Here is a 21889-nt window from a genome sequence, read left to right on the forward strand (position 1 = left end):
AGCTGGTTATAATAAAGTCGTTCATTTGATAAATATCGTATTTGAGTATCCCAACTATGCGTAATGCGCCCACCGTTTATGTACCGACCGAACCTGAAGGTAACGGGCTGACTTTACCGACACTTTTAAGCTTGTTGGCACACGGTCTTGTGATTGGCATACTGGCTTATACGTATCAAAACATGGAAGTCGAGACCGCAGGTAGCATCGAAACCGTGATGATATCTCCTGAGCAATTGGCTGAGATGCAAGGCGAGATACTGGCCAATCGTGCCGCAGCGGCGAGCGCGATGCCAGCCGATAGCGGTGCAAGTGGCTCAGCAACTAATATGCCAGAAACCAGCTTTGATGACAGCGTCAGCTACGACAATCCAAACGAGCCGATTTCACAGCGCGTGCCTGTTTTTACTCGTTCTGACGAGGCGGTGAACCCTCGCCCGATGCTGATGAGCGAAGAGCAACACCAGCGCCTACTTGAGCAAAATCAAGAATATGAGCGCAATATGGCTGAGTGGGCAGCGCAGTTGGACGAATCTGTACTAGATGAGCATGATCAGGTTGAACAAGAAAGAAGAGCGCAGCTGATAGAAGAGCAAAAAAGGCTGCGAGATTTTCGTAATAAACAAAACAATCCGCCTAAGATTAAACGCCCTACTGCCAATGACAAAAATATAGAAATCAATACGGGCGGCTCAGGTAGCGCAGGACAGACCCTTAGCTTAGGAGATGATGGACAATCAACACTGTCTGGTGACGCCATCACTTCCAGTACTGCAAAGGGTAGCAGTCGCTCGGCATCAAGCGGTAGTCGCGGCACCAGTAATAGTGAAATCATCAATTTAATCAAACGCAACTATAATCCGCCGACAGCAGCAAAAGGCTCGACGCAGCGTGCTACCTTGACCATCACAGTCAATGCCAGTGGCGCTGTCGTGAATGTCTCAGCGTCAGGCCCTGATAGCGCGGTCAATGAAGCCGCTAAACAAGCGGTGCTCAATACCGGCAGCTTGCCAATTGATGCTGATGACCCCAAATATCCCACTTTTACCATACAGTTTAAAGGCAGTAATTAAGCAGTTTCCCATACACGATATTATTGCTAACGTTACCTTAAGCAACTTGCACCCGCGGCGATATCATTTTAACGTTATCATTGATTTAGTATTTATAAAAAACATTGTTCCTATCTAGGAGTTTGACTTAGTTATGCGCATTCATAAAAAACTATGCCTTTCTTTACTTGCCACTACCTCAAGCTTATTGCTTGCTCCTAGCGTCTTGGCGGCGCCTGTCGTTTTAGAATTGGATTATGAGATTCCGGTACAACAAAGCCAAGTGGCTTTTGTCTCCTTTGCGGGCGATTCTACTTTATCGCCGATTATATTAAACGATTTGAGCAAAACTGAGCTAAAAGTAACCAGTCAAAACCTACCGCAGAAGCCGCACAGCAGTAGCGAGTTAGCAGGTACTTTGCCCGTTTGGCAAAGTATGGGCATTCCTTACCTTGTCATCGGTAGCACGCGCAGCAATCGCGGTAAAGTGGTCACCGTTTATGAAGTCATTGAGGTTAAAACCGGACGCGTGTTAGAAGGCAAGCAAACGTTAACCGCTGATAATAACAAAGAAAGCATGCGTTACGCCGCTCACGTGATTGCGGACAAAGTATATGAGCTGATCACCGGCATTCCCGGCGACTTCTCAGGACGCATTGCTTATATCGAAGAAATCGGCACCGGCAAAGAGAAAATCTCGCGCTTAAAGGTCATGGATGCTGACGGCGAAAACGCCAAAACCATCACAGAAGTGGCAGGCTCTATCTTCTCGCCAACTTGGTCACCTGATGGCAATCGCATTGCTTATTCAGTGCAACGCGATAAATCTCACCCTGTTATTTATATTCAAAACGTAAGCGGCGGCGGGGCTACACCATTGACGCCATTCCCAGGTAGCAATCTTAGTCCGTCATTTTCGCCCGATGGTAGCAAAATATTGTTTTCTAGTAGCTTTGAGGGTAGCGCCGATATTTATGAGATGAGCGCTAGTGGCGGTCAACCACGACGTCTGACCAATTGGCCAAGCAGTGAAGTACAACCAAGTTATGCCCCTGATGGCAAATCTTTTGTCTTTGTTAGTGACCGTGCAGGGTTTAACAAACCACGCATTTATCGTTATGAGTTTGGTTCAGGCCGTACCACGCAAGTATCGAATAGTGGCTATGCGACCAGCCCGCAGTTTAGTAGCGATGGCTCGCAAATCGCCTTTTTAAGTGGTCGTTCAGCTGCCATTATGAACAGTAGCGGCGCCATTACTGCGAACTTAGGCGCTACAGGTATCGATGAAGCACCAAGTTTTTCACCGAACGGTAAGCGTGTGGTTTTTGCTTCAAAGCAGGGCGGTAAAGGCGTACTGACTATTAAGTCATTGAACGGCGGCGATGCATTTGGTAAATCTGGTCAAGGTACTATCCGCTCCCCAGTTTGGTCATCTAGTCCTAGATAACTTAGCCATCTTTATTACGTAAAATAAGGTTAGACAGGACTGAATGCTCAAAAATAAAAAAGCGCTCGATAAACATATTGGGCGCTTTTTTATTTTACCAAGAATGATAACTTGATTCTTATATCAGCAATCCACTTTTAAAAGTTATGAGCTGGAATAATAAAAAGCATTATTCATCCCTATTCATCACTTGGATCACTAGCCGGCGGCACAGCGTGTCTCAATTGTTCAACATCTGCGGCGGTGACCGTATCCGTATAACCATTTAAATCAGTGACCACGTACTGCGTGACCGCTGCCATCTGCTCATCATTCATCATGTTATGGAACGATGGCATACCGCGAAAGCCATTAATTAAGATATCAATGATGTAATACTTTGACTGCATTTTGCTGTTATTGGCAAGTGGCGGATAATAGCCGGCACCATAAGCACCCTCGCCTTTGTGCATATGACAAGCTGCGCAAGAGTCATGGTAGAGTTTTTTGCCATCTGTTGTCACAAAGGCATTTGTCCCTTCGAACTTGGTTTCCCACTCAGCAATACTTGGGTCATTGTCCATAGTAGGAAGTGAGCTGTGATCAACGACATTGACGGCTGGTGCAGTAAGCTCCTCACGACTCATGTAAACGCCGCCCCAGCTACCGGTATTACGGCTTGCTTGATAATCGTCCGTTACAATGGGGTCTTGCTCATGTAGAGTTGCCACCGTTTGTACATCGTCTGATTGTTGACTACAGCCTAAAAGTGCTGCACTACCGGTCGCACCCAACAACATCACAGTCAGCAGTTTAGGGGTCATTTCTCTCATGACTTTTTTATTCACGATTGCCTTCTTTACGATTGCATTGTCCATGATAGCCTCTGAATTTTTATAGTTATTCATATTAACCCAGCATTTTTGCTTTTTTATGTAGGCGCTTGGCGGCATCCATGCCAGATAAAATAGCGCCTTCTTGCCATGCTGGAATGTGTGAGCAATGCTCGCCTGTGAGTACAATACGGTTATCGATACTGCATAAGGTGTCATAATGCTGACGGCGGGTCGACTCATTCCAAATACCATAACAACCCAGTGTCCAAGGAATGCGATGCCAGACCACTGACGTACCAGCGCGGAACTCTTTTGGATACTGCGGGTGAATATACTTACCATAAGCAAGCGCAACATTGATACGCTCTTGCGGGGTTAACGTATTAAATTTATATGAGGTCGGTCCATAACCATAGGCGCCTAATAATACCCCAGTACCGTCTTTAAACATATTTTCTGAAGGATAAGCAATTTGGGCTATCGGCATATCCGTATAGGTCAAACCACCATAGATCCACTCGTCTTCTTCCCAAAAGCGGCGATTAAACTCTAAACCTACTTTATAAGAAGTCTCATAAGGTACCGCTGCCATCGCTTGTTTCATCGGCTTTGAAACGTTGATATCAAGCTGGGTCAGGACAGTTAGTGGAATATTACAGACACACCAATCGGCACGGATGGTCTTGGTCGCGCCATCTGGACTGTTGCTGTCGACATAATTGACCGTAACGCCGCTTTCATCTTGATGAATCTTAGTCACTTTGGCATTGAACTCAATCATATCGCGGCATTCGCGGGTGAAGGCATCACCAATTTTACCCATACCGCCGACAGGCTGAAACATCGTTGGCTGATGCGCATAGGTCATATGGTTACCATAAATATCGGCCCACATGCCCGAATCCAAAATTTCACTGATCGGTAAAGGCTTTGATGAGGTTTCATCAGGCATCAAGCCACCACCCGGCAGGACACTATAACCACGATGCTTACTAGTAGCATTGCTGGCGCGGTAGCGGTAGTCTTTATCGAGCACGCCCCAACCTTTTAAGCCTTCAAGTAGTTTTTCTTTATCTTCTTTATTGACCGAACGATCCAAACCGCCAACATTCACCGCTTTTGACAATAATTCTGCTACATGTCCTTGGATATCGTTTTTTACATCACCTAAGCGCTGCGGCACACCATTGAAATGAGTACTACGGTGCAGATAAGCACGGTCATTGGTTTGAATAAAGGGCTGCATCTCAACGCCAAACTGTTTGCAGTAATGGAAAACCGCATAGTGATGACTTGGCAAACGCCACGGCCCACCATTAAAATAGTTGCCCTCTTCAAAATCACAAGTAACTTCTTCGCCGCCAAGCTCAGTATACCTATCGCCACTATTGAGAGTCCAACTACGACCGCCGCCACGATTTTGAAACTCGAGCACTTTGACGTCATAGCCAGCTTTACGCAGCTCATACGCCGCGGTCAGTCCGCCAAGACCAGCACCTAAAACGATGATACTAGCACCGGGAGGCGCCCCTTTTAAGTCCATCGTTTCTTTAAAGCTTGATTCTGAGGCAAATCCTAACGTCGTCATCGCCTGATACATGGCGGTCGCGCCCGCTGTTTTACCAATCATCGAGAGCAGTTGGCGCCGCGTTGGTGATTGAAGCATGTCTTTCATAATAATATCCTTAAAGTAGACGTTCGTACATAACCGTAGGCACTTGTTCTATTTCTAGTAATAAACGCTTATATCATTTACCCCATTCTCAACTTATTTTTCTAAGGTATTGGTTTACTTAGTTTTTAAAATTACAGTTAAAACAATTAGGATTTTAAATTCTATAAAAATCAAAAACCTACGATAAGTTGAGATTGGCGTATCATTTATAAGTCTTTGTAATTTGATCAGCTTGGCTTAACTCTGCGCTTATTTGCCAAGCTGTCATGCCCTACCGTTTTGCCGTTAATCCTTGTCTGGTAATAAATTCAAAGCTCTTTGCAATAGTTAAACTATAATTAACGACGGCGTCTAGAACGTAAAATGGCTCGCACAATAAATATAATAATCAGTATCGCCACAATGATGCCGACAATCGCTAATAAGCCTGCGTACTTAATTAAAAAAGGCTTTTCGACGCCTATAGACGCGATGCGCTCAATATCAGCGGCACTGACCTCGCTGTTTGCATGACCGCCAAAGCTAGTACGGACGTAGTTAGTGATACCCGCAATCTGCTCACTGCTGAGCTCTTCTGAAAATCCTGGCATGATAGGCGAAGTATTGGTCGCACTCTCTACCCCATGCAAAATCATATTAACGAGAGCGTCAGGCTTTTCGCGGCGCAGACTGCTCAGTCCAACGATAGGCGCGTAACGCGCGTCAGGCTGACCATAACCATCAACACCATGACAGCTACCACAAACGGCTAAATATAACGCTTCTGGTGAGTTACTACCGTTACTTACTTCTGACTTTGCTTGCGCCAAGTAGTCTTTTTGCGCCAGTAAGTCATGCGTGATAGATTCGTTCACAGGCGTTGGCAGGCGCGCCACATTGACGCTATTGACCTTGTCTTCTGTTTGGATAGCGGGTATGGCTTTTAGATAAGAGGCAATCGCGCTCAAATCTTCATTTTTCAGATAACGCGTACTGTGCGCAACTGCTTCACCCATTGGCCCACCTGCATAGGCGCGTTGGTCAAGCTCACCGGTGCGTAGATACGTGATAATATCTTGCTCGCTCCAACTGCCAATACCGCTCGACTCGTCAGGCGTGATGTTCGGCGCATGCCAATTACCAAGCGACGCGCCTGATAAATACATTTTTTTATCAAAGCCCATGGTGCTGTTACGCGGCGTATGACAAGTGCCGCAATGCTCGAGATTATTGACCAGATACTCGCCACGTTTTTGGGTCTCATTTAGACCGTCGCGCTTTTCAGTAGAGGGTATATTGAGCAGATTCCAGCCGATCATTAAGCTACGGAAATTAAAGGGAAAAGGTAATTTGGTTTCTTGCTTAGGCGCTTCATCGACAGCCGGTACGGTTTGTAGATAAGCAAACAAGGCACTAATATCCTCTTCTTTCATGCCGCTATAAGAAGGATAAGGCATGGCAGGATACAGCATATGGTCTGGCGCTCGGCCTTTTTGTAAAGCGTTCTTTAAATCTGCTTCGGTATAATTGCCGATACCGTAACGTTTAGAAGGGGTAATATTGGTTGAATAAATTTTCCCCATAGGGGTTTCAATCGCTGTGCCGCCCGTATAATTCTCACCGTGACAAGCCATACAGTCAGCAGCGCGAGCGATATAAGCACCGCGGTTGACAAGCTCACTATTGGCGGGGCTTACATTAGGTAAGCTAGCATCGGGTAAATTGGCATTAGGAAGGTTAGCACCTTCAGCCATCGCGGCGCTGGAGGTAATACCAATGACAAGCATCGATAACATCACAGAAAGTGGCTTCATAATATCCTCATATAGCTGGCACCTAGGGTGTTGTAATTATTATTAGAACGATTGGTCAGGATAAGACATTTGATATTGAGTAAAATGATTTAAATAACGTCAGTACTCAACGGATAATCCATTACGTGATTTAGCAAATCGTCCAGTAAAATGCTTAATAAAGTGGCGTAATAAAACAACTTAATAGAGATAGTTTCTAAAAAATGTCTCCTCACCCCACTAATGTAAAACTATTTCGCCACTATTACTTAAATAGTAACTCATTCACCGCACACTTTTACAAAAGTTAAAAAACCTCTTAGGAGATTTAATTTATATTTAATCACTATATATTTTCATATTATAAATTTGAGCAAGATGATTAATCCTTTAAAAAACAATTACTAAACCTAGAAAATTTATTAAATCCATTATTAAAGCGTGGATATAAATCGCTATATATGGCAAAAAACGACTTCTGCACTTGTTATTACAGGTTTTAAGCGTACATAATGGATACATAGCGGCCGTTTGTCATCCACCTTGCATTCCAAATAAGCGTTGCCCTACTCGCAAAAACCCTTTTGACTGATGCAGCATTTTATTTATGATAAGTGCTGTTTAATATCGCCAACCATTGCCATGTTGCCAATAACGCTCGAGATGTCCTTATGAAATCACTCTTCTTTATATTTACGTTGGCAGCGACAATCCCTGTGACAGGTTGCCAATCTTTTCAGTTTGTCGAAAGTCCGATACCTGTTAAAACTGTTTCTTCTAAAAGGGTGTCTTCTAAAACGCTTATTGTGGAAAATTTATCCAACGCGCGCCGACCCTCTAACGCTGTTCCCCCTCAAATCCCTTCTACTACAAATAATGGCCAATAAAAAAAGCAGCTATCGGTTTGATAGCTGCTTTTTTTATTATGAATCGAGAACACGCCTTAGTTAATTCTAATCTTCTGCAATGACTATCTGCTGTTTAGGTTGACGCTTGATAATAGTCTTAGCCAAATGATCGCCAAACCAAATGGCGGTATCAATATCGCCTGCGCCAGGCGTGACGTCAGGCGGTCCATCTAGCGACTGCGTCATCAAGCCCAAAAAGCTCGAAAGACGATTTAAATCATGCGCTTCATGTCCTGTTGGCATCAGTGGTAAACCGATCCAATTCATCCCATGCTGCATGGCATAGAGACAAATCTGCTGCAGGACGGCAAGCTTATCACCGCTCAGACCGCCCGAATTGGCAAAACCTGCGGCCCACTTGCCTTCCCATTTACGGTGATACCAACGCTTAGAAGTCTCATCCATAAAAGTCTTAAAGCCTGCGGTCACGCTGCCCATATACACGGCACTACCGAACACCAATAAATCCGCCTGATCGACAAAATCCCAATCAACGTCATGCACATCGACCGCTTTAACCTGCGAATCTGGTAATTGTTGACGCGCGCCCGTCACCACTGCTTCGGCAACGCGTTTGGTATGCCCATAATTACTATGATAAATGACCGCCATTGAGACGCTAGTGAGATTGTTCTCATGCTCTAAAATGGCAGGCTGTGTGTCAGGTGTATTCATACGAACTCTAATAGTGACAATTAAAAATGAAATAAAAATAGAAGCTCAAGAGCTGAATCAAGCCAACTCTCTAGAAGCACTACGGGTAATAATCAATGCCATACGTCCGGTTGCAGACTGGCCAAGATGCGTTTGACGCCTATAAGAATAATAATGCGAATCCGCATAGCTGCAAGGTATTTCGGATTGATTGCTAACCATAACACCTGCTGCACTTAATTGGTCAGCGGCAAGCTTTGGCAGGTTCAGTTTAATCTTATCCGCTACAGAAGCTAAGACATAACGTTGTTCAAAGCTTTCAAGATGCTGTGATGACAAGACTTGATTATCTATACAGCCTGCCAGCAGCTTATCTCGTACTTGGCTGCCGACTTCATAATTTTCTTGACTGATACAGACGCCAATCCAGGCCGTGATTGGTTTATCAGCATCAAAGCGCTCGGCGGTTGCCTTTATGACGCCGCACGCCAGCCCTTGCCAGCCTGCATGGATAGCAGCTATCTGCCCCGTTGCGGGCTGGTATAAAACAATCGGTACGCAATCGGCGGTCATAATCGCAAGCCCCAAGTCCGCCTGTTGACTGACCATGGCATCGGCGTCTAGCGGTCGCATAAGGAGCGCCGTCGCATCGACATCATAAATCTGCTGCCCATGAACTTGATTGAGCCAGTGCAAGCTATTGATTGGCGCACGCTGCCCCGCCGCTAATTGCTCATTAATCGCCGTTAATAGACGCATACGATTGTTTAAGACTGTTTTGGCGTTATCATTGACATGCAAGCCTAAATTTAGCGCACCATAATTTGCCTGATTATCTACCTCATTAGCCGCTTCACTATCATCGCTGCTAAAAGCTGCCGTTTGAAAAACCGTCACGTCATCAAGCTGAGTAACTAAGGTGACAGGCAGATTGTTTGTTATGTTAGGCATGGTCAGTGCACCAGTCTTATCGTTATTATTAGAGCATTACAGCCAGATTGTTACCAGACTAATATCATTATTTAATAGAGCTCATCAAATTTTATTCTTCGTCATAACCTTCGCTTAGTACCGCCATCAATTGCTGCATGTCTTCAGGAATTGGCGTGGTGACTTCAATATCTTCGCCAGTCGTTGGATGCACGAAACCTAAAGTATAAGCATGCAATGCTTGACGCGGGAAATTATTAATCGCTTGACGCTGCGCTTCTGTTAAGCCTGCTCGCAATTGACGACGCCCACCGTAGACGCGGTCACCGACTATCGGATAGGTAATGTGGCTTAGATGCACACGAATCTGATGGGTACGTCCTGTTTCAAGACCGACATCTAATAAACAGTAGTTATCGTTCAGCGGTGTGACATTCAATAAATGCGTCACCGCTTCACGCCCTGCCGTCATCACCGTCATTTTGGTACGCTGATTGCGATGGCGACCAATCGGCGCATCGATACGGCGATGACGCAGTAAACTTGCCGCATCCCCTGCGACCACACACTGGTAATGACGATAGACAGACTTGTCCTTTAACTGCTCCATTAAAGCCATTTGCGCAGGCTTGGTTTTACCAATTAACAGCAGTCCTGAGGTGTCTTTGTCAATGCGGTGTACCAATCCAGCACGCGGCAAGTGGTGCTGCTGCGGATAATGATAGAGAAGCGCATTGACCAAAGTGCCCGTCTGATTGCCAGCGCCCGGATGGACAACCATACCGACAGGTTTGTTAATCACTAAGACATCATCATCTTCATAGACAACTTCGATATCGATATTTTCTGGCTGATCTTCGCTATGCTGCTGCAGTGTCGTCGATAAATGCAAGACATCACCAGCTTTGACACGGATTTTCGGTTTTTGTACCGCCCCGTTATACAGTAAGCTGCCATCAGTAATCCAGCCTTGCAGCTGGGCACGCGAGAAATCGGCAAATACTTTTGATGCCAGTTTATCAATACGTAAGCCCGCTTCGTCTTCTATGACGGTATGCGTGACATCAATAACGACCGGAACCGCTTGCCCAGCGACTACGACTGAATCCTCACTGTCTTCGTATTCATCTTCATCTTCATCGTCGACAATATCGTCAGCGACCAACTCATCAAACTCATCAAACTCATCATTGGACATATCCGGCGTTTGCTCATCAAGCACACGCTGATGGTCATTTAATAATTCATTTGGCATTGGTAACTCTTGTGCTGACATATCGGTATCTAACGGTTGTTTCTTAGGGAAATTGGTCGTCATAGCATCATTATTCATAGCGGATTGATATAGGGTAAAGTCGCTTACAGCTTTATAAGCCGACTTCATAAGGAAACGAGATAAGAAAGTGGACTGGCGTTCACAGACCAGCAAAAATAAGGACGGTCGAAAAAAGCAGCAGTCATATCGTCATAGTGTAACATGCCAAGCGCTTATGCCCTACAGAAGCTGCGCGTTATCTGCGTTTTTATCGTTACCATTTTTCCAAAGGTAGTGAGCCGTGTTAAAAATCTATGAAAAGTGATAAAAGTTAAGCCGCCAGCCGATGGCATTGTTTGGTAGATTAACTCTCTAAAATATGACATGGCTGTAATTTACTGTATATTTGTCCTTGTCAGCCATATTCAATATCGCTCGTGACGACGGCTCATGCTAAACTACAGACCGAAGCCAACATACATAAAGCATTAGCCCTTTAACTACAAAATAGATAACGAAAAAATAGACGAAGCAGGCGTTATTCTATAAAGTAAGCGTTGTTTTGCTGTATGCTATGGCACTGATTTTTAAAATAAGAACTTTTAAAATAATTTATTTTATTAATATGAGCAAAACGGCATTCGATAAAAATGATGTTAATAATGAGTGCGTTTACTGCTAGCGCCTATTTAGTAGCAGACCCTTAATGGATGCCGCCAGCATTGTTTTTTATTATTACCCTTATTACCCTTTTATAATTTAGCCTAATAGCGTCGCTGCTATTACGCGTCTTGTGTCGGAGAAGAAGTATGCAAGCTGTTGGCAATACGTTTATCAAACTGTCCTCAATCACCTTACTGGCGTTAAGCGTCAACTTGGTGGGTTGTCAATCGTTTAAAAACCTAACTGGCGGTAAAGACGTGGATGCGGTTGCCACTGCTGAGAAGTCTGAGCAAGGTTATTATAACGACGCCATCGCTCAGATTGATAAGGGTCGCTATACACAAGCTATCGAAGATTTGAACAATCTGCGCACTTTTTATCCAACGGGACAATATGCCGAACAAGCCTTGCTTGACGTGATGTACGCCCAATATGAAAGTGGAAAGTTCGAGGCGGCTGCGGCCAGTGCGGAGCAATTTATCAGCCTATATCCTTCTAATCCGCAAGTCAGCTATGCTTACTACGTGCGCGGCGTGGCCAATATGCAAGGCTCATCAGAAGGTCTAAAATTGTTTAAGCTCAATCAAGCTGAGCGTGATACTGCGTATTTGCGTATTGCCTTTGCCAACTTCCAAGAGCTTATCAATAAATACCCAAACAGTCCTTACGCGCCCGATGCTGCTCAGCGTATGACCTTTATCTATAATCAGTTTGCCGAAAGCGAGATGAGTGCAGCCAACTGGTATGTCGAGCGCGAAGCCTATGTCGCTGCGGTCAACCGTGCTAAATGGGTATTCCAATATTATCCATTAAGTGAATCTGTGCCTGATGCCCTCGCCGTATTGGCTTATAGCCATGAAAAGCTCGGTCTTAATGACTTAGCAAATGAGTATAAAACACTATTGCAAATCAACTATCCAAACATGCTCAGCGCTGATGGACGCGTCAAACTCAACACCAAACGTGAGCGTACTTTATTTAATAAACTCACCTTTGGGCAATTAAACCGTTTTAATAAAGATACCTCGGTTGCAACAGGCAACTACAGCGGGGCTACCAAAACCCAAGTGATTCGCAATGCCAATCAATTAAGATTACCAAGTGATAATGCGGCAGCAGCGAATGCTAACGCACCGTTAAATATGTCTCCTAAGCGTGCCAATAGCGGTATCAATGTAGGCTTAGGTTTGCCTGAAGCATCGACTGAGCGCGTGACGAGCCAATCGAGCACTGGCGATACTGCTAGAGAAGCCGAGGTCGACCCACAAAACATGAACCCTGTACACCGTACCACGTTACCTGCTGAGTAAATTGATACGGCTCGCGTCTATTTTAGACGCTTAGTACCTATCATCAAAAATAAGGTCAACATTCTGTTGGCCTTATTTTTCTGTTTTTACTTATTATAATTTTTATCTACTGTCAGTTTTTTGTAGCTGATTGTCGATGCTTAATGTAATTGACCTATGGTAAACTGTTTTTTGTATGAGCATTCCTAACCATATTCTCGAACAATTAAATAGCCAAGCTGACTTAATCAGTATCATTGGGCGTCATACCACGCTCAAACGTGCGGGCAGTGAATACAAAGGCTGCTGCCCGTTCCATGGTGAAAAGTCACCATCGTTTTATGTCAATCCACAAAAAAACATCTACCACTGCTTTGGCTGTAGCGTTGGTGGTAATGCCATCAGTTTTTTACGTGACTATGAAAACTTAACCTTTATCGAAGCGGTTAATGAGCTGTCCAAACAAACGGGCATTGAAGTCCCAAAAGACGAGCAGCAAAACGTTAGCTATCAGCGCGCGCCCGTTAAACCAAAAGCTAAGCCGGCAACCAAGCCAAGACTCGCTATTCAGCCAACAACATCGGCAGCGGCAACGCAACCGCAAGCGTTTCATAGCCAGCCCGTAGCTGACAATTTAACGTCCACAAACTTGCCAACTGCTGATATGCAGCCGCCAACTTATAATGATAATTATGAAAATTATTCGCCATTAGACGCGTATGATTCGATGCCTTATACAGCCGATGACTATAATACCCATTATCAAGGTGCTAACGATCAAGACGATAATAGTTATCCGCCTGCATGGTTGACCAGTGGTGGTAGTGCTGCTGATACAACTTCTCTTTATGATGAAACTAGTGTCTCTGATAAAGACGGCAACTTGTACGAGCTATTAGAGCAAATCCAGCAGTTTTATCAGCATAATCTCACCACTCATCCGCATGCCAAGCATTACTTTTTATCACGCGGTATCACCGAAGATATTTTTGAGGCTTTTGGTCTCGGCTATGCGCCCTTTGGTTGGCAGCACCTTGAGCATCAATTCCCACAAGATATCGAGGGGCTTAAAGCGCTAGGCTTGGTACGCCAATCAGAGTCAGGGCGCGATTACGACCTACTGCGTGACAGAGTGATTTTCCCAATTCGTGATAACCAAGGTCGCACCATTGGTTTTGGCGGTCGCGCGCTTGATGATGAGGTAAAACCTAAATATATTAACTCCTCTGACTCACCCGTTTTTCATAAGCAGCACGTCTTATACGGCTACTATGAATCTCGCCAGCAGCGCGCTGATAACTGGTTAGTGGTCGAAGGCTATATGGATGTCATTGCCTTGTATCAAGCGGGCATTTATGGTGCGGTGGCGTCGATGGGTACGGCGATTAATGAGAGCCAAATATCACGGCTGTTGACATTAAACCCTACCCTGACATTGAGTTTCGATGGAGATAGTGCGGGGCAAAAAGCCGCTTGGCGTACCCTTGAAGTGGCACTGCCTGTACTTGGTGATGATAAAGAGCTGCGGTTTTTAACTCTACCAAATAACCATGACCCTGATACTTTTATCAAAAGTCAGGGCGCGGACGCCATGCGCGAGCAAATCGCCAATGCCATGCCGCTATCGCAATATATCTTTGCTTATTTGAGTGAGCGTTATGACTTAAGTCTGGTCGAAGGCAAAGCCAAGCTGATGTCACAAGTGCGCGCCTTGACCACTGCCCTGCCGAAAGGTAGCAGCTTTCGCTATCTGTTGAACAATGATATTTATCAAAAGCTTGGCGGCAGGCGCAATCAAAACAAAGACGCAAGAGATGCGCTGTTAGATTTCGATGGTGAGATGACCATCAGTCAGCAGCTGCAGCTGTGTTTTTTATTCCAGCCGCGCACCTTAATCGATGACCCTATCGAAGCCATTTGGCAGCAGGCAGGTATTCATGAGCTGCAGCTACCAGCGCATATTAAACAAAAAGCCTCTGCTGATATATTGCGTCCACTGGCATGGGAAGATTTGCAAGATAATGCCTTGCTCGATATCGTCAGCACCATTAAGCGCTGTCTTAATTATCTGCCAAAAGACGCCAATGCTGCGGCGCACTTTATTTTATCCAATGTCAAACCAAGCACCCAAGAAACGCTTAGCGGTGATTGGGGCGCTTTTTATAAAGCCCTTACTGCTCGTAATATTTTAAGTTTAGATGGCTTGGTCGAAGAGCTGGTCAGTCAACTTCTTGAGCGTCATATGAAGAAAAAAATTCAAGACTTAGTAAAAAACCCAGACAACATAAAACTGGCAATTGTCCGTAAGCAATCACAGTTATTAAACGACTGGCTACGCGAACAGCACGCGGAACGCTCAGCACAAATGGCCACGGTGAAATCTTAACAGCTAGGCGAAATTTTATTTATCATCGGTAGCCCTTTAAAAGCACAGCCATTGCCCCCACTATTAATGATTATGCCCAGTTGCATATTGAGCGCTAAAGCAAGCGCTGGTTAAAAAATGATAAAAACGTCATGGCTAAGAAATAATCATCAGTACAGATAATAAATGCCTGCGAGATTCACTAGCTTGTGCTTGATGAGGCTGGTCTGTGTTAAACTGTGTCGCTGTATATTTCTAGCCCAATTTAATAGATAACAATACGCCCATATTATTGAGTAGCATTTTTGGTGCAAGCGCAATTCTAGCGAACAACTTTTAAAGCGTTTTTTAGACTATTCATTTTAAATGCTTTTAGATTTTAAACCGCCATTTTAAGCAAGTTTAAGTAACGGTATTTTTTAGGTAAGCGTGTTTTGACGTATTTATGCAGGAACCATTTTTAGCGGTTTTTTAGTATTGTAATTGTCGTATTTTGAGCCTTTATTCATATCCACTCATTTTTGTTATTATTGACAACCTTTACGCCATATTTTGATGAATCGATTGATTATATCAACGCACCCCGTAAGCGTTAGCGAGTCACAATATAAAAATGTCCGATACAAGCAAGCGAGTATTTATGAACGATAAGTCAGTTTCTAAGTCCACATCTCAACTGGCCACCTTAATCCAAATGGGTAAAGAGCAAGGGTATTTAACCTATGCCGAGGTGAATGACCAACTGCCCGACTCTATTACTGAAAGTGATCAGATTGAAGATATCGTGCAAATGCTAACGGACGTTGGCATTAAAATTTTTGAATCTGCGCCCGACGCCGATGACATCTTGATGAACGATGATTCAAGCGATGATGACATGGCAGCCGATGAGGCCGCAGCAGTATTGGCTTCGGTTGAGACCGAACCGGGACGCACCACTGACCCTGTACGCATGTATATGCGCGAGATGGGTACGGTTGACCTTTTGACCCGCGAAGGCGAGATTGCCATTGCTAAGCGTATCGAAGAAGGTATTCGTGATGTGCAACATGCCATGGCCTACTGGCCGGGTACGGTACAGTTTGTCCTTGATGAGTACGAAAAAGTACAAGATGGCGAGAAAAAACTGTCTGACGTTATCACAGGATTTTTAGACCCTGAAACCGAAGAAGATAAAATCGCCGCACAAGAAGCCAAAGATGCTGCTAAAGAAGAGCGCGAGCGTATCAAAGAAGAAAAAGAAAATCCGCCTGTCATCAAAGCAAAAGCCAATGCCAAATTGGCGCTTGACGATGATGATGAAGACGAAGAAGAGGTTGAAGAAGAAGCCGAAGAAGAAACCGGCGGTATCGACCCAGAAGAAGTTCGTCTGCGTTTAGAAGAAATTGAACATCTATTTATCAAAGCCAAGCAAGCCTTGCTTGATTATGGCCGTGGTAGCGTAGAAGCTGAAGCGGCTTACGCCCTACTTGCTGAGCGCTTTATGATGCTCAAACTCAATAATCGCTTGTCAGACCAAGTCATGGCAATCATGCATGATGTCTATGATGATGTGCGTAAGCATGAGCGTCAAATCATGCGTTTGGTAATTCGCCGTGGCCGTATGCCGCGTGACGAGTTCCGTAAGACATTCCCAAGCAATGAAACCAACGTCGATTGGCTGATTGAACGTATTAAAGGTAAGCCTGCGTTTGCCGGTACGCTAGAAAAAGTCGCCGACGATGTGATTTTATTGCAGCGCCGCATTCGTGACTACGAGCAGCAGCTCGATATGAAAATCCACGATATGAAAGACGTCGCACGCCGTATGGCTGTCGGTGAAGCTAAAGCACGCCGCGCCAAAAAAGAAATGGTCGAAGCTAACTTACGTCTTGTTATCTCTATCGCTAAAAAATATACCAACCGTGGTCTGCAATTCTTGGACTTAATCCAAGAAGGTAACATCGGTCTGATGAAAGCAGTCGATAAATTTGAATATCGCCGTGGTTATAAGTTCTCAACTTATGCGACATGGTGGATTCGTCAGGCAATCACCCGCTCTATCGCTGACCAAGCGCGTACCATCCGTATCCCTGTGCATATGATTGAGACTATTAATAAGATAAACCGTGTCTCTCGTCAGTTGCTACAAGAAATGGGACGTGAGCCGACACCTGAGGAATTGGGCGAACGCTTAGAGATGGACGAAGTCAAAGTCCGCAAAGTGCTCAAAATTGCCAAAGAGCCTATCTCAATGGAGACACCTATTGGTGATGATGAAGATTCACACCTAGGTGATTTCATCGAAGATGGTACGATTTCAAGCCCAGTTGACGATGCGACGGCGGCTGGTCTACAAGAAGCCACGCGTGATGTCTTGAGCAATCTGACTGAGCGTGAAGCACGCGTCCTTAAAATGCGCTTTGGTATCGATATGCCAACCGATCATACGTTAGAGGAAGTCGGTAAGCAGTTTGATGTCACGCGTGAGCGTATCCGTCAGATCGAAGCAAAAGCGCTACGTAAATTGCGTCATCCTTCACGTTCTGAGCATCTGCGCTCGTTCTTAGAGAACGACTAATAATCAATTAAGTTAAATAAAAAAGCCGAGTTTATCTCGGCTTTTTTATACTTTAAAAGCTCTAGTTAATTATTTAGCATATTGAAGAATGCAAAAATTACGGTTTGATATCTTACCACTTACGTATTAGAAACTAGCGCTCGTTTTTTCAAATCAATGACAATAACTTCTATTTCTTCAACACCCTTATATTGATCAGAAATAGTCTGCCAGTACCGTTTTAAAGCTGATGCTAACCCATCAATACTGACTATGTCATCCCCAATTTTCCAACGCTTTGTTTGATTTAACGAGACTAAAAGAAAGACCCCACATCCTGCCGTTTCTTCTCTTAAATAATCACCAACCAATTGATTTCTCAATCGCTCACATAGTTTTGAGCCACTCCAGTTTTTATCAAGTAGCTTTAATTCAATAGGTACAGGTGATTGAATTTTTGGATTAGCAAGCCAAATATCCATTCGTTGCTCATTAGCCAGTTCAGGTTCTTCAGCAATGGTATAGTGACCGCCTTTGTGTTGATTTAGGTAGCCTGCTATTAGCGTTCTGACTTCGTTTTCTTCTGCCGCTTTTTGCCAAGTTAGCCATGGACTGTCATTGCCATTTTCGACCCAGTCTTTGAGCACCTTTAACTGTTGTACCGCCAACTCGAAAAGCTGTCTATGTGTCTGAGGAGGCAACACTTTAGATTTATGAAACTCCTTAAACTGTCTGGCAGACCACGGAGCTATGTCTCCATATCTCTCTGCCATTTCGTAAGCTCGTCTTTGCAGCAACAACTTATGTAAGCTATCTTTATGTTCTTTAGAGATTTGCTTAAGTGCATAATAGTTCTCTTTGCTTGGTGTCTCTACCAAATAATTTAATAATCTATCTCTAGCATCTTGAGCATCATCACGAATCGTTGGGGAATATACCCCTTTGCCAGCTCTTTGTATATCATCGCTTAGCTCAATATATTTATGCATCAGCATATAAAGGGTCTTTAAATGAGGGGCTGTCTTAAATTTTCCTGCGTCATATACTGTTTTCTGAGTATAAGTTCCGCCTAATAAGCCTGTAATAAATATAGCTGCAGCTTGTTGCTGAGCATCTGTATTATTCAAACCAGATAGCCAGTTCTCAAGCTTTGAAATACCATTATCTGCATCACTATCAACCAATAGTGCATACCACCAAGCCACTTCTTTACAGTCATCCGCATTAAGTGCTATATATTTATCAGCTAGTGTGGCCAGCTTTCCAGATTCAACACTACCCTTAATCAATATCTTCACACAATACTCTTTACGAATAGTAAGTGGACTGGTACGACCCATCAAATAGTCTAATACTCTGCCCGCCATAAATTCATGAAGCCAAGGAGCATGATGAAACAAGTCTTGCAAAATATGACTCAAAGAACCCTCAGAACAAGAGCTTTCTAATTCCCAAACCAGCTCTTTCCACATAGCATCTTCTGTGGCTTTTGGAAATGCTCTATGCATTCTTTCAAACCAACTGGGAAAACCATGAATATCCCAAGTAATATAACGCAGTGCTGTATTCAGGTCATTAGTATCTAAATAGTTGGGGAAGTCACTGACTTCATTGGATTCAATTTCTAGACCAGACAAAGCAATTAATAAAGCGTTAGAAATTGAATTATCAACGTCTTGTTCTGATTTTAACCGAGGCTTATAACACCGCCAATAATTCATACAAAAATCTTTGTACGCTAAAGCAACCTCATTACCAAATTCAGGAATCAGGCTTTTCCAGTTGGTACAATATAGACAACTGGCATCTACGCTATTTTTTCTTATCTCATCTAATAACCACACATGATTATTAGTGATTTCACCTTCCCCTACTGAAGGTGTAACAACTTCGGATGGATTATTGCATAAATGTATTATCCAATCTTTCTTACTATTCTTTAAATCATCTTGTCTTCTTCTCGCCTTCTCACACCTAATTTTTGATTCTTCTTCATAATTTTTCATTTTTTCACTGATTTCAGGATTCAGTAATCTTTCTAGTTTATCTTGAAGTACATCACTTCCTGATACAGCTTTACGCAAATCGTCCAACATATCAGTGGGACAGTCGCTCTGATAATATATTCGATGCGCATTGCTAAGTGCGACTAGTTTATCATTCAAAGGTCGTGACCCGACATACGCAAGCACTCTTGAAAAATCAGACGTTTCAAACCTCCAGTAATTTTGCCTATAGAATAGGTGTAAGTCATGATTAAATGACTTACCGTCCCTACCAAATTTTTTTCTTGCGTCTTCTACGCTATGCCAGTACAAAGCATCATTCATTTCAACCCACTGAGGTAATATACTGTGCAGATTATTCTTACACGTATCGACATATATTCCCTGATGAAACTCTAATAAGACTGCCTTAATCAACATTGAAAACGATACCTCTGATAAAGCGCATCTATTCCTTGTCAAAACCAATCTTTCTATACACTTCAATGACACGCTCATCAGCCAAGCATCTTTTTTTGACACCTCACACTCTTCTTTTTGAAAAAAATCATTTACATTCAAGTAGTGATAGAACTTATTTAATAGATAATAAACAACTTCACCATCTGCATGATCAATGAATCTAGACATAGATCTAGTCAAACCTGTTGGCATAAAATCATTCGGTTCGGCTAACTTAGCAATTCCATCAATAATAAAATCAATAGTTGCGGTATTTGGTTCAGCATCAACAACTAACTCTGATAGCAACCATCTTGGAATCTCTTTATCAGAATTATTGACACCTTGCCATACAGCATTCTTCTGTTCTCGACTTCCACAAGACATAACCGCTTTGGCTGACATGGTTCTCGTATACTTATCTTTATTATTATCGATAATTATAGGTATCAATGCATCGACACATTTAGCCATTCCACCTTGAAGCACTAATCGGCTGAGAAATAAGATAATATTGTCGTTGCTTTTATAATTGTTAATAAGTTCGAGCACATTACTTTCTAGATCAGATTGGGCAAGATTGGCGATAGCTATATTGCTACCCGTATAAGCTTTGTAGTGATCTTTATCGATATTGTCGATAAGCTTTAAAATTGCGTCTTGCCTTGTATATACAGATAGTTTAGAAGGGTCACCACCTTCGATGATAACTTCTGGTGTAATATTCAGAGTCTTAGCACAGATATTGTCATCAAACAAAATAAGCCACGGAAGTACTGGGCGAAGTAAAGGGGTGACAATACTTTCACCAAGAGAGTCTTTGAAAAAATAGGATTCAATATTTAAACGATTATAATTATCTTTAATTAGCGAACTAAAAAATTCTGCTGCCAATAGCTCGCGTATATCCCTATGCCTAAACCGTACTGCGCCATATAAAATGTCGTTAAACAGTCCACTTTCTAATAACTTTTTTACATCACTTTTATCCCAGTCGTACAGTATGGTGTCTGCATCTATGCCCTTTTTATTACGCTCCGAGTCAGGTACATTAATTTCTGCATTTCCTGTTAATACTACAGCTGCCGCCAAGCGCTGTGCCCCGCTGCGCGCCAAATCTGTATTTAATGCGGTACGAGAGCCAGCGCTATGACTCTCCTTAAGCCGTAGATCAATATTATGTTGTATAAGTTCTAGGCGTCCATCAAGTGACTTATCATCTTTCCATTTATCGATTATTGTATCTAAGTCAAACGGTCTTTCAGCTAGACTCCAAAGGTCAATCCTTTCAACCTCATCTAATAATTGATCAGTATCTTTAACACCCTTTTCTTGACAGTATGCAGCGATCTTTTCTCTATCCAGAGGACGTAAGCTATAAACTTTAAGCGCACTAGGAGATTTTTCATCATTACTGTTAGACCCTTCTTGATAATCGCTGCCTTTTAGTGGCAAAACTTCATCCATTAATTCTTGATCAGTCTTTACTCTCCAGCTATAAGGTCGACTAGAAATATATATGTGTGCTCTAAGCTGACCTCTCTTAATGGCTTTAGCAAAACACCGTATTGATTTTTCAAATGCTCTTGGACTGGTAAGTAAGGCTTCATCTACAGAGTCCAGAAAAAACCATGCTTCTTCATCTGAATCTAACCAACTATCGAACGCCTCCTCATCGCCAACTTCAAAGCTTTCATAAAAATGACGATCAATATCTTCAATTCTAATAAAAAATGCATACCCCCCTTTACTCTTCATCAAAGAAGCTCTTTCCCTGAACTCAATCGTTTTTCCTGCGCCTGCCTCAGCGAGTACAATACAACGGTACTCACTTAAAATTAAATCCCATGATTCAGACTGTCCAGTATTAAATTTGAGGTAATTTTCAATATCTTGCGAATCATCTTTATCTTTAGAAACAGCTGAAAACTGTCTATCCACTTCAATATAATTCAACATATAAGTTCCAATTTTCTTATAAGGAAGTACTCTTCATTAGCCTGACCATGATGTATAGATAAAACCATATACGTTCTATCTATTTTTTAACAATAGCTATAAAACCATCAAATTCTGAC

General features: G+C 43.2%; 12 protein-coding genes. 5 read left to right on the forward strand and 7 right to left on the reverse strand.

Annotated features, from left to right (window positions below):
* The first annotated feature begins 56 nt into the window (after window positions 1-56).
* Window positions 57-1073: a cell envelope integrity protein TolA gene (locus tag H9653_RS05125; protein WP_191690940.1), complete on the forward strand. Its 1017-nt coding sequence runs from the start codon at window positions 57-59 to the stop codon at window positions 1071-1073.
* A gap of 133 nt (window positions 1074-1206) precedes the next feature.
* A complete protein-coding gene (locus tag H9653_RS05130) occupies window positions 1207-2499 on the forward strand; it encodes a PD40 domain-containing protein (protein ID WP_191690942.1) in 1293 nt (430 codons plus the stop codon).
* 179 nt (window positions 2500-2678) lie between these two features.
* Here the strand turns inward: H9653_RS05130 and H9653_RS05135 are convergent, their stop codons facing one another.
* From H9653_RS05135 to H9653_RS05160, 6 genes are all read right to left on the reverse strand, one after another.
* A complete protein-coding gene (locus H9653_RS05135) occupies window positions 2679-3311 on the reverse strand; it encodes a c-type cytochrome (protein WP_191690970.1) in 633 nt (210 codons plus the stop codon).
* Between the two features lie 76 nt (window positions 3312-3387).
* A complete protein-coding gene (locus tag H9653_RS05140; protein WP_191690944.1) occupies window positions 3388-4989 on the reverse strand; it encodes a flavin monoamine oxidase family protein in 1602 nt (533 codons plus the stop codon).
* Window positions 4990-5327: 338 nt separating this feature from the next.
* A complete protein-coding gene (locus H9653_RS05145; RefSeq protein ID WP_191690947.1) occupies window positions 5328-6782 on the reverse strand; it encodes a cytochrome c in 1455 nt (484 codons plus the stop codon).
* 932 nt (window positions 6783-7714) lie between these two features.
* Window positions 7715-8344, reverse strand: coding sequence for a flavodoxin family protein (locus H9653_RS05150; RefSeq protein WP_144296889.1), 630 nt, complete (start codon window positions 8342-8344; stop codon window positions 7715-7717).
* Window positions 8345-8401: 57 nt separating this feature from the next.
* Window positions 8402-9274 (reverse strand): polyphenol oxidase family protein, encoded by an 873-nt coding sequence (locus H9653_RS05155; protein ID WP_225211617.1) that lies wholly within the window; start codon window positions 9272-9274, stop codon window positions 8402-8404.
* Between the two features lie 91 nt (window positions 9275-9365).
* Window positions 9366-10451, reverse strand: a complete 1086-nt coding sequence (locus tag H9653_RS05160) for an RluA family pseudouridine synthase (RefSeq protein WP_191690974.1) — start codon at window positions 10449-10451, stop codon at window positions 9366-9368.
* 866 nt (window positions 10452-11317) lie between these two features.
* Here H9653_RS05160 and H9653_RS05165 point away from each other — a divergent pair.
* From H9653_RS05165 to rpoD, 3 genes are all read left to right on the forward strand, one after another.
* On the forward strand, window positions 11318-12481 hold the full coding sequence (locus H9653_RS05165) for an outer membrane protein assembly factor BamD (protein WP_191690949.1): 1164 nt from the start codon (window positions 11318-11320) through the stop codon (window positions 12479-12481).
* Between the two features lie 175 nt (window positions 12482-12656).
* Window positions 12657-14846: a DNA primase gene (locus H9653_RS05170; RefSeq protein ID WP_191690952.1), complete on the forward strand. Its 2190-nt coding sequence runs from the start codon at window positions 12657-12659 to the stop codon at window positions 14844-14846.
* 619 nt (window positions 14847-15465) lie between these two features.
* The gene (gene rpoD, locus H9653_RS05175) at window positions 15466-17385 is read left to right on the forward strand and encodes an RNA polymerase sigma factor RpoD (RefSeq protein ID WP_144296886.1); all 1920 of its coding nucleotides are present in this window, start codon (window positions 15466-15468) and stop codon (window positions 17383-17385) included.
* A gap of 119 nt (window positions 17386-17504) precedes the next feature.
* Here the strand turns inward: rpoD and H9653_RS05180 are convergent, their stop codons facing one another.
* Window positions 17505-21770, reverse strand: a complete 4266-nt coding sequence (locus H9653_RS05180; protein WP_191690954.1) for an NACHT domain-containing protein — start codon at window positions 21768-21770, stop codon at window positions 17505-17507.
* Between the last annotated feature and the right edge of the window lie 119 nt (window positions 21771-21889).

Source organism: Psychrobacter communis (assembly GCF_014836505.1).
Classification (GTDB): Bacteria; Pseudomonadota; Gammaproteobacteria; order Pseudomonadales; family Moraxellaceae; genus Psychrobacter; species Psychrobacter faecalis.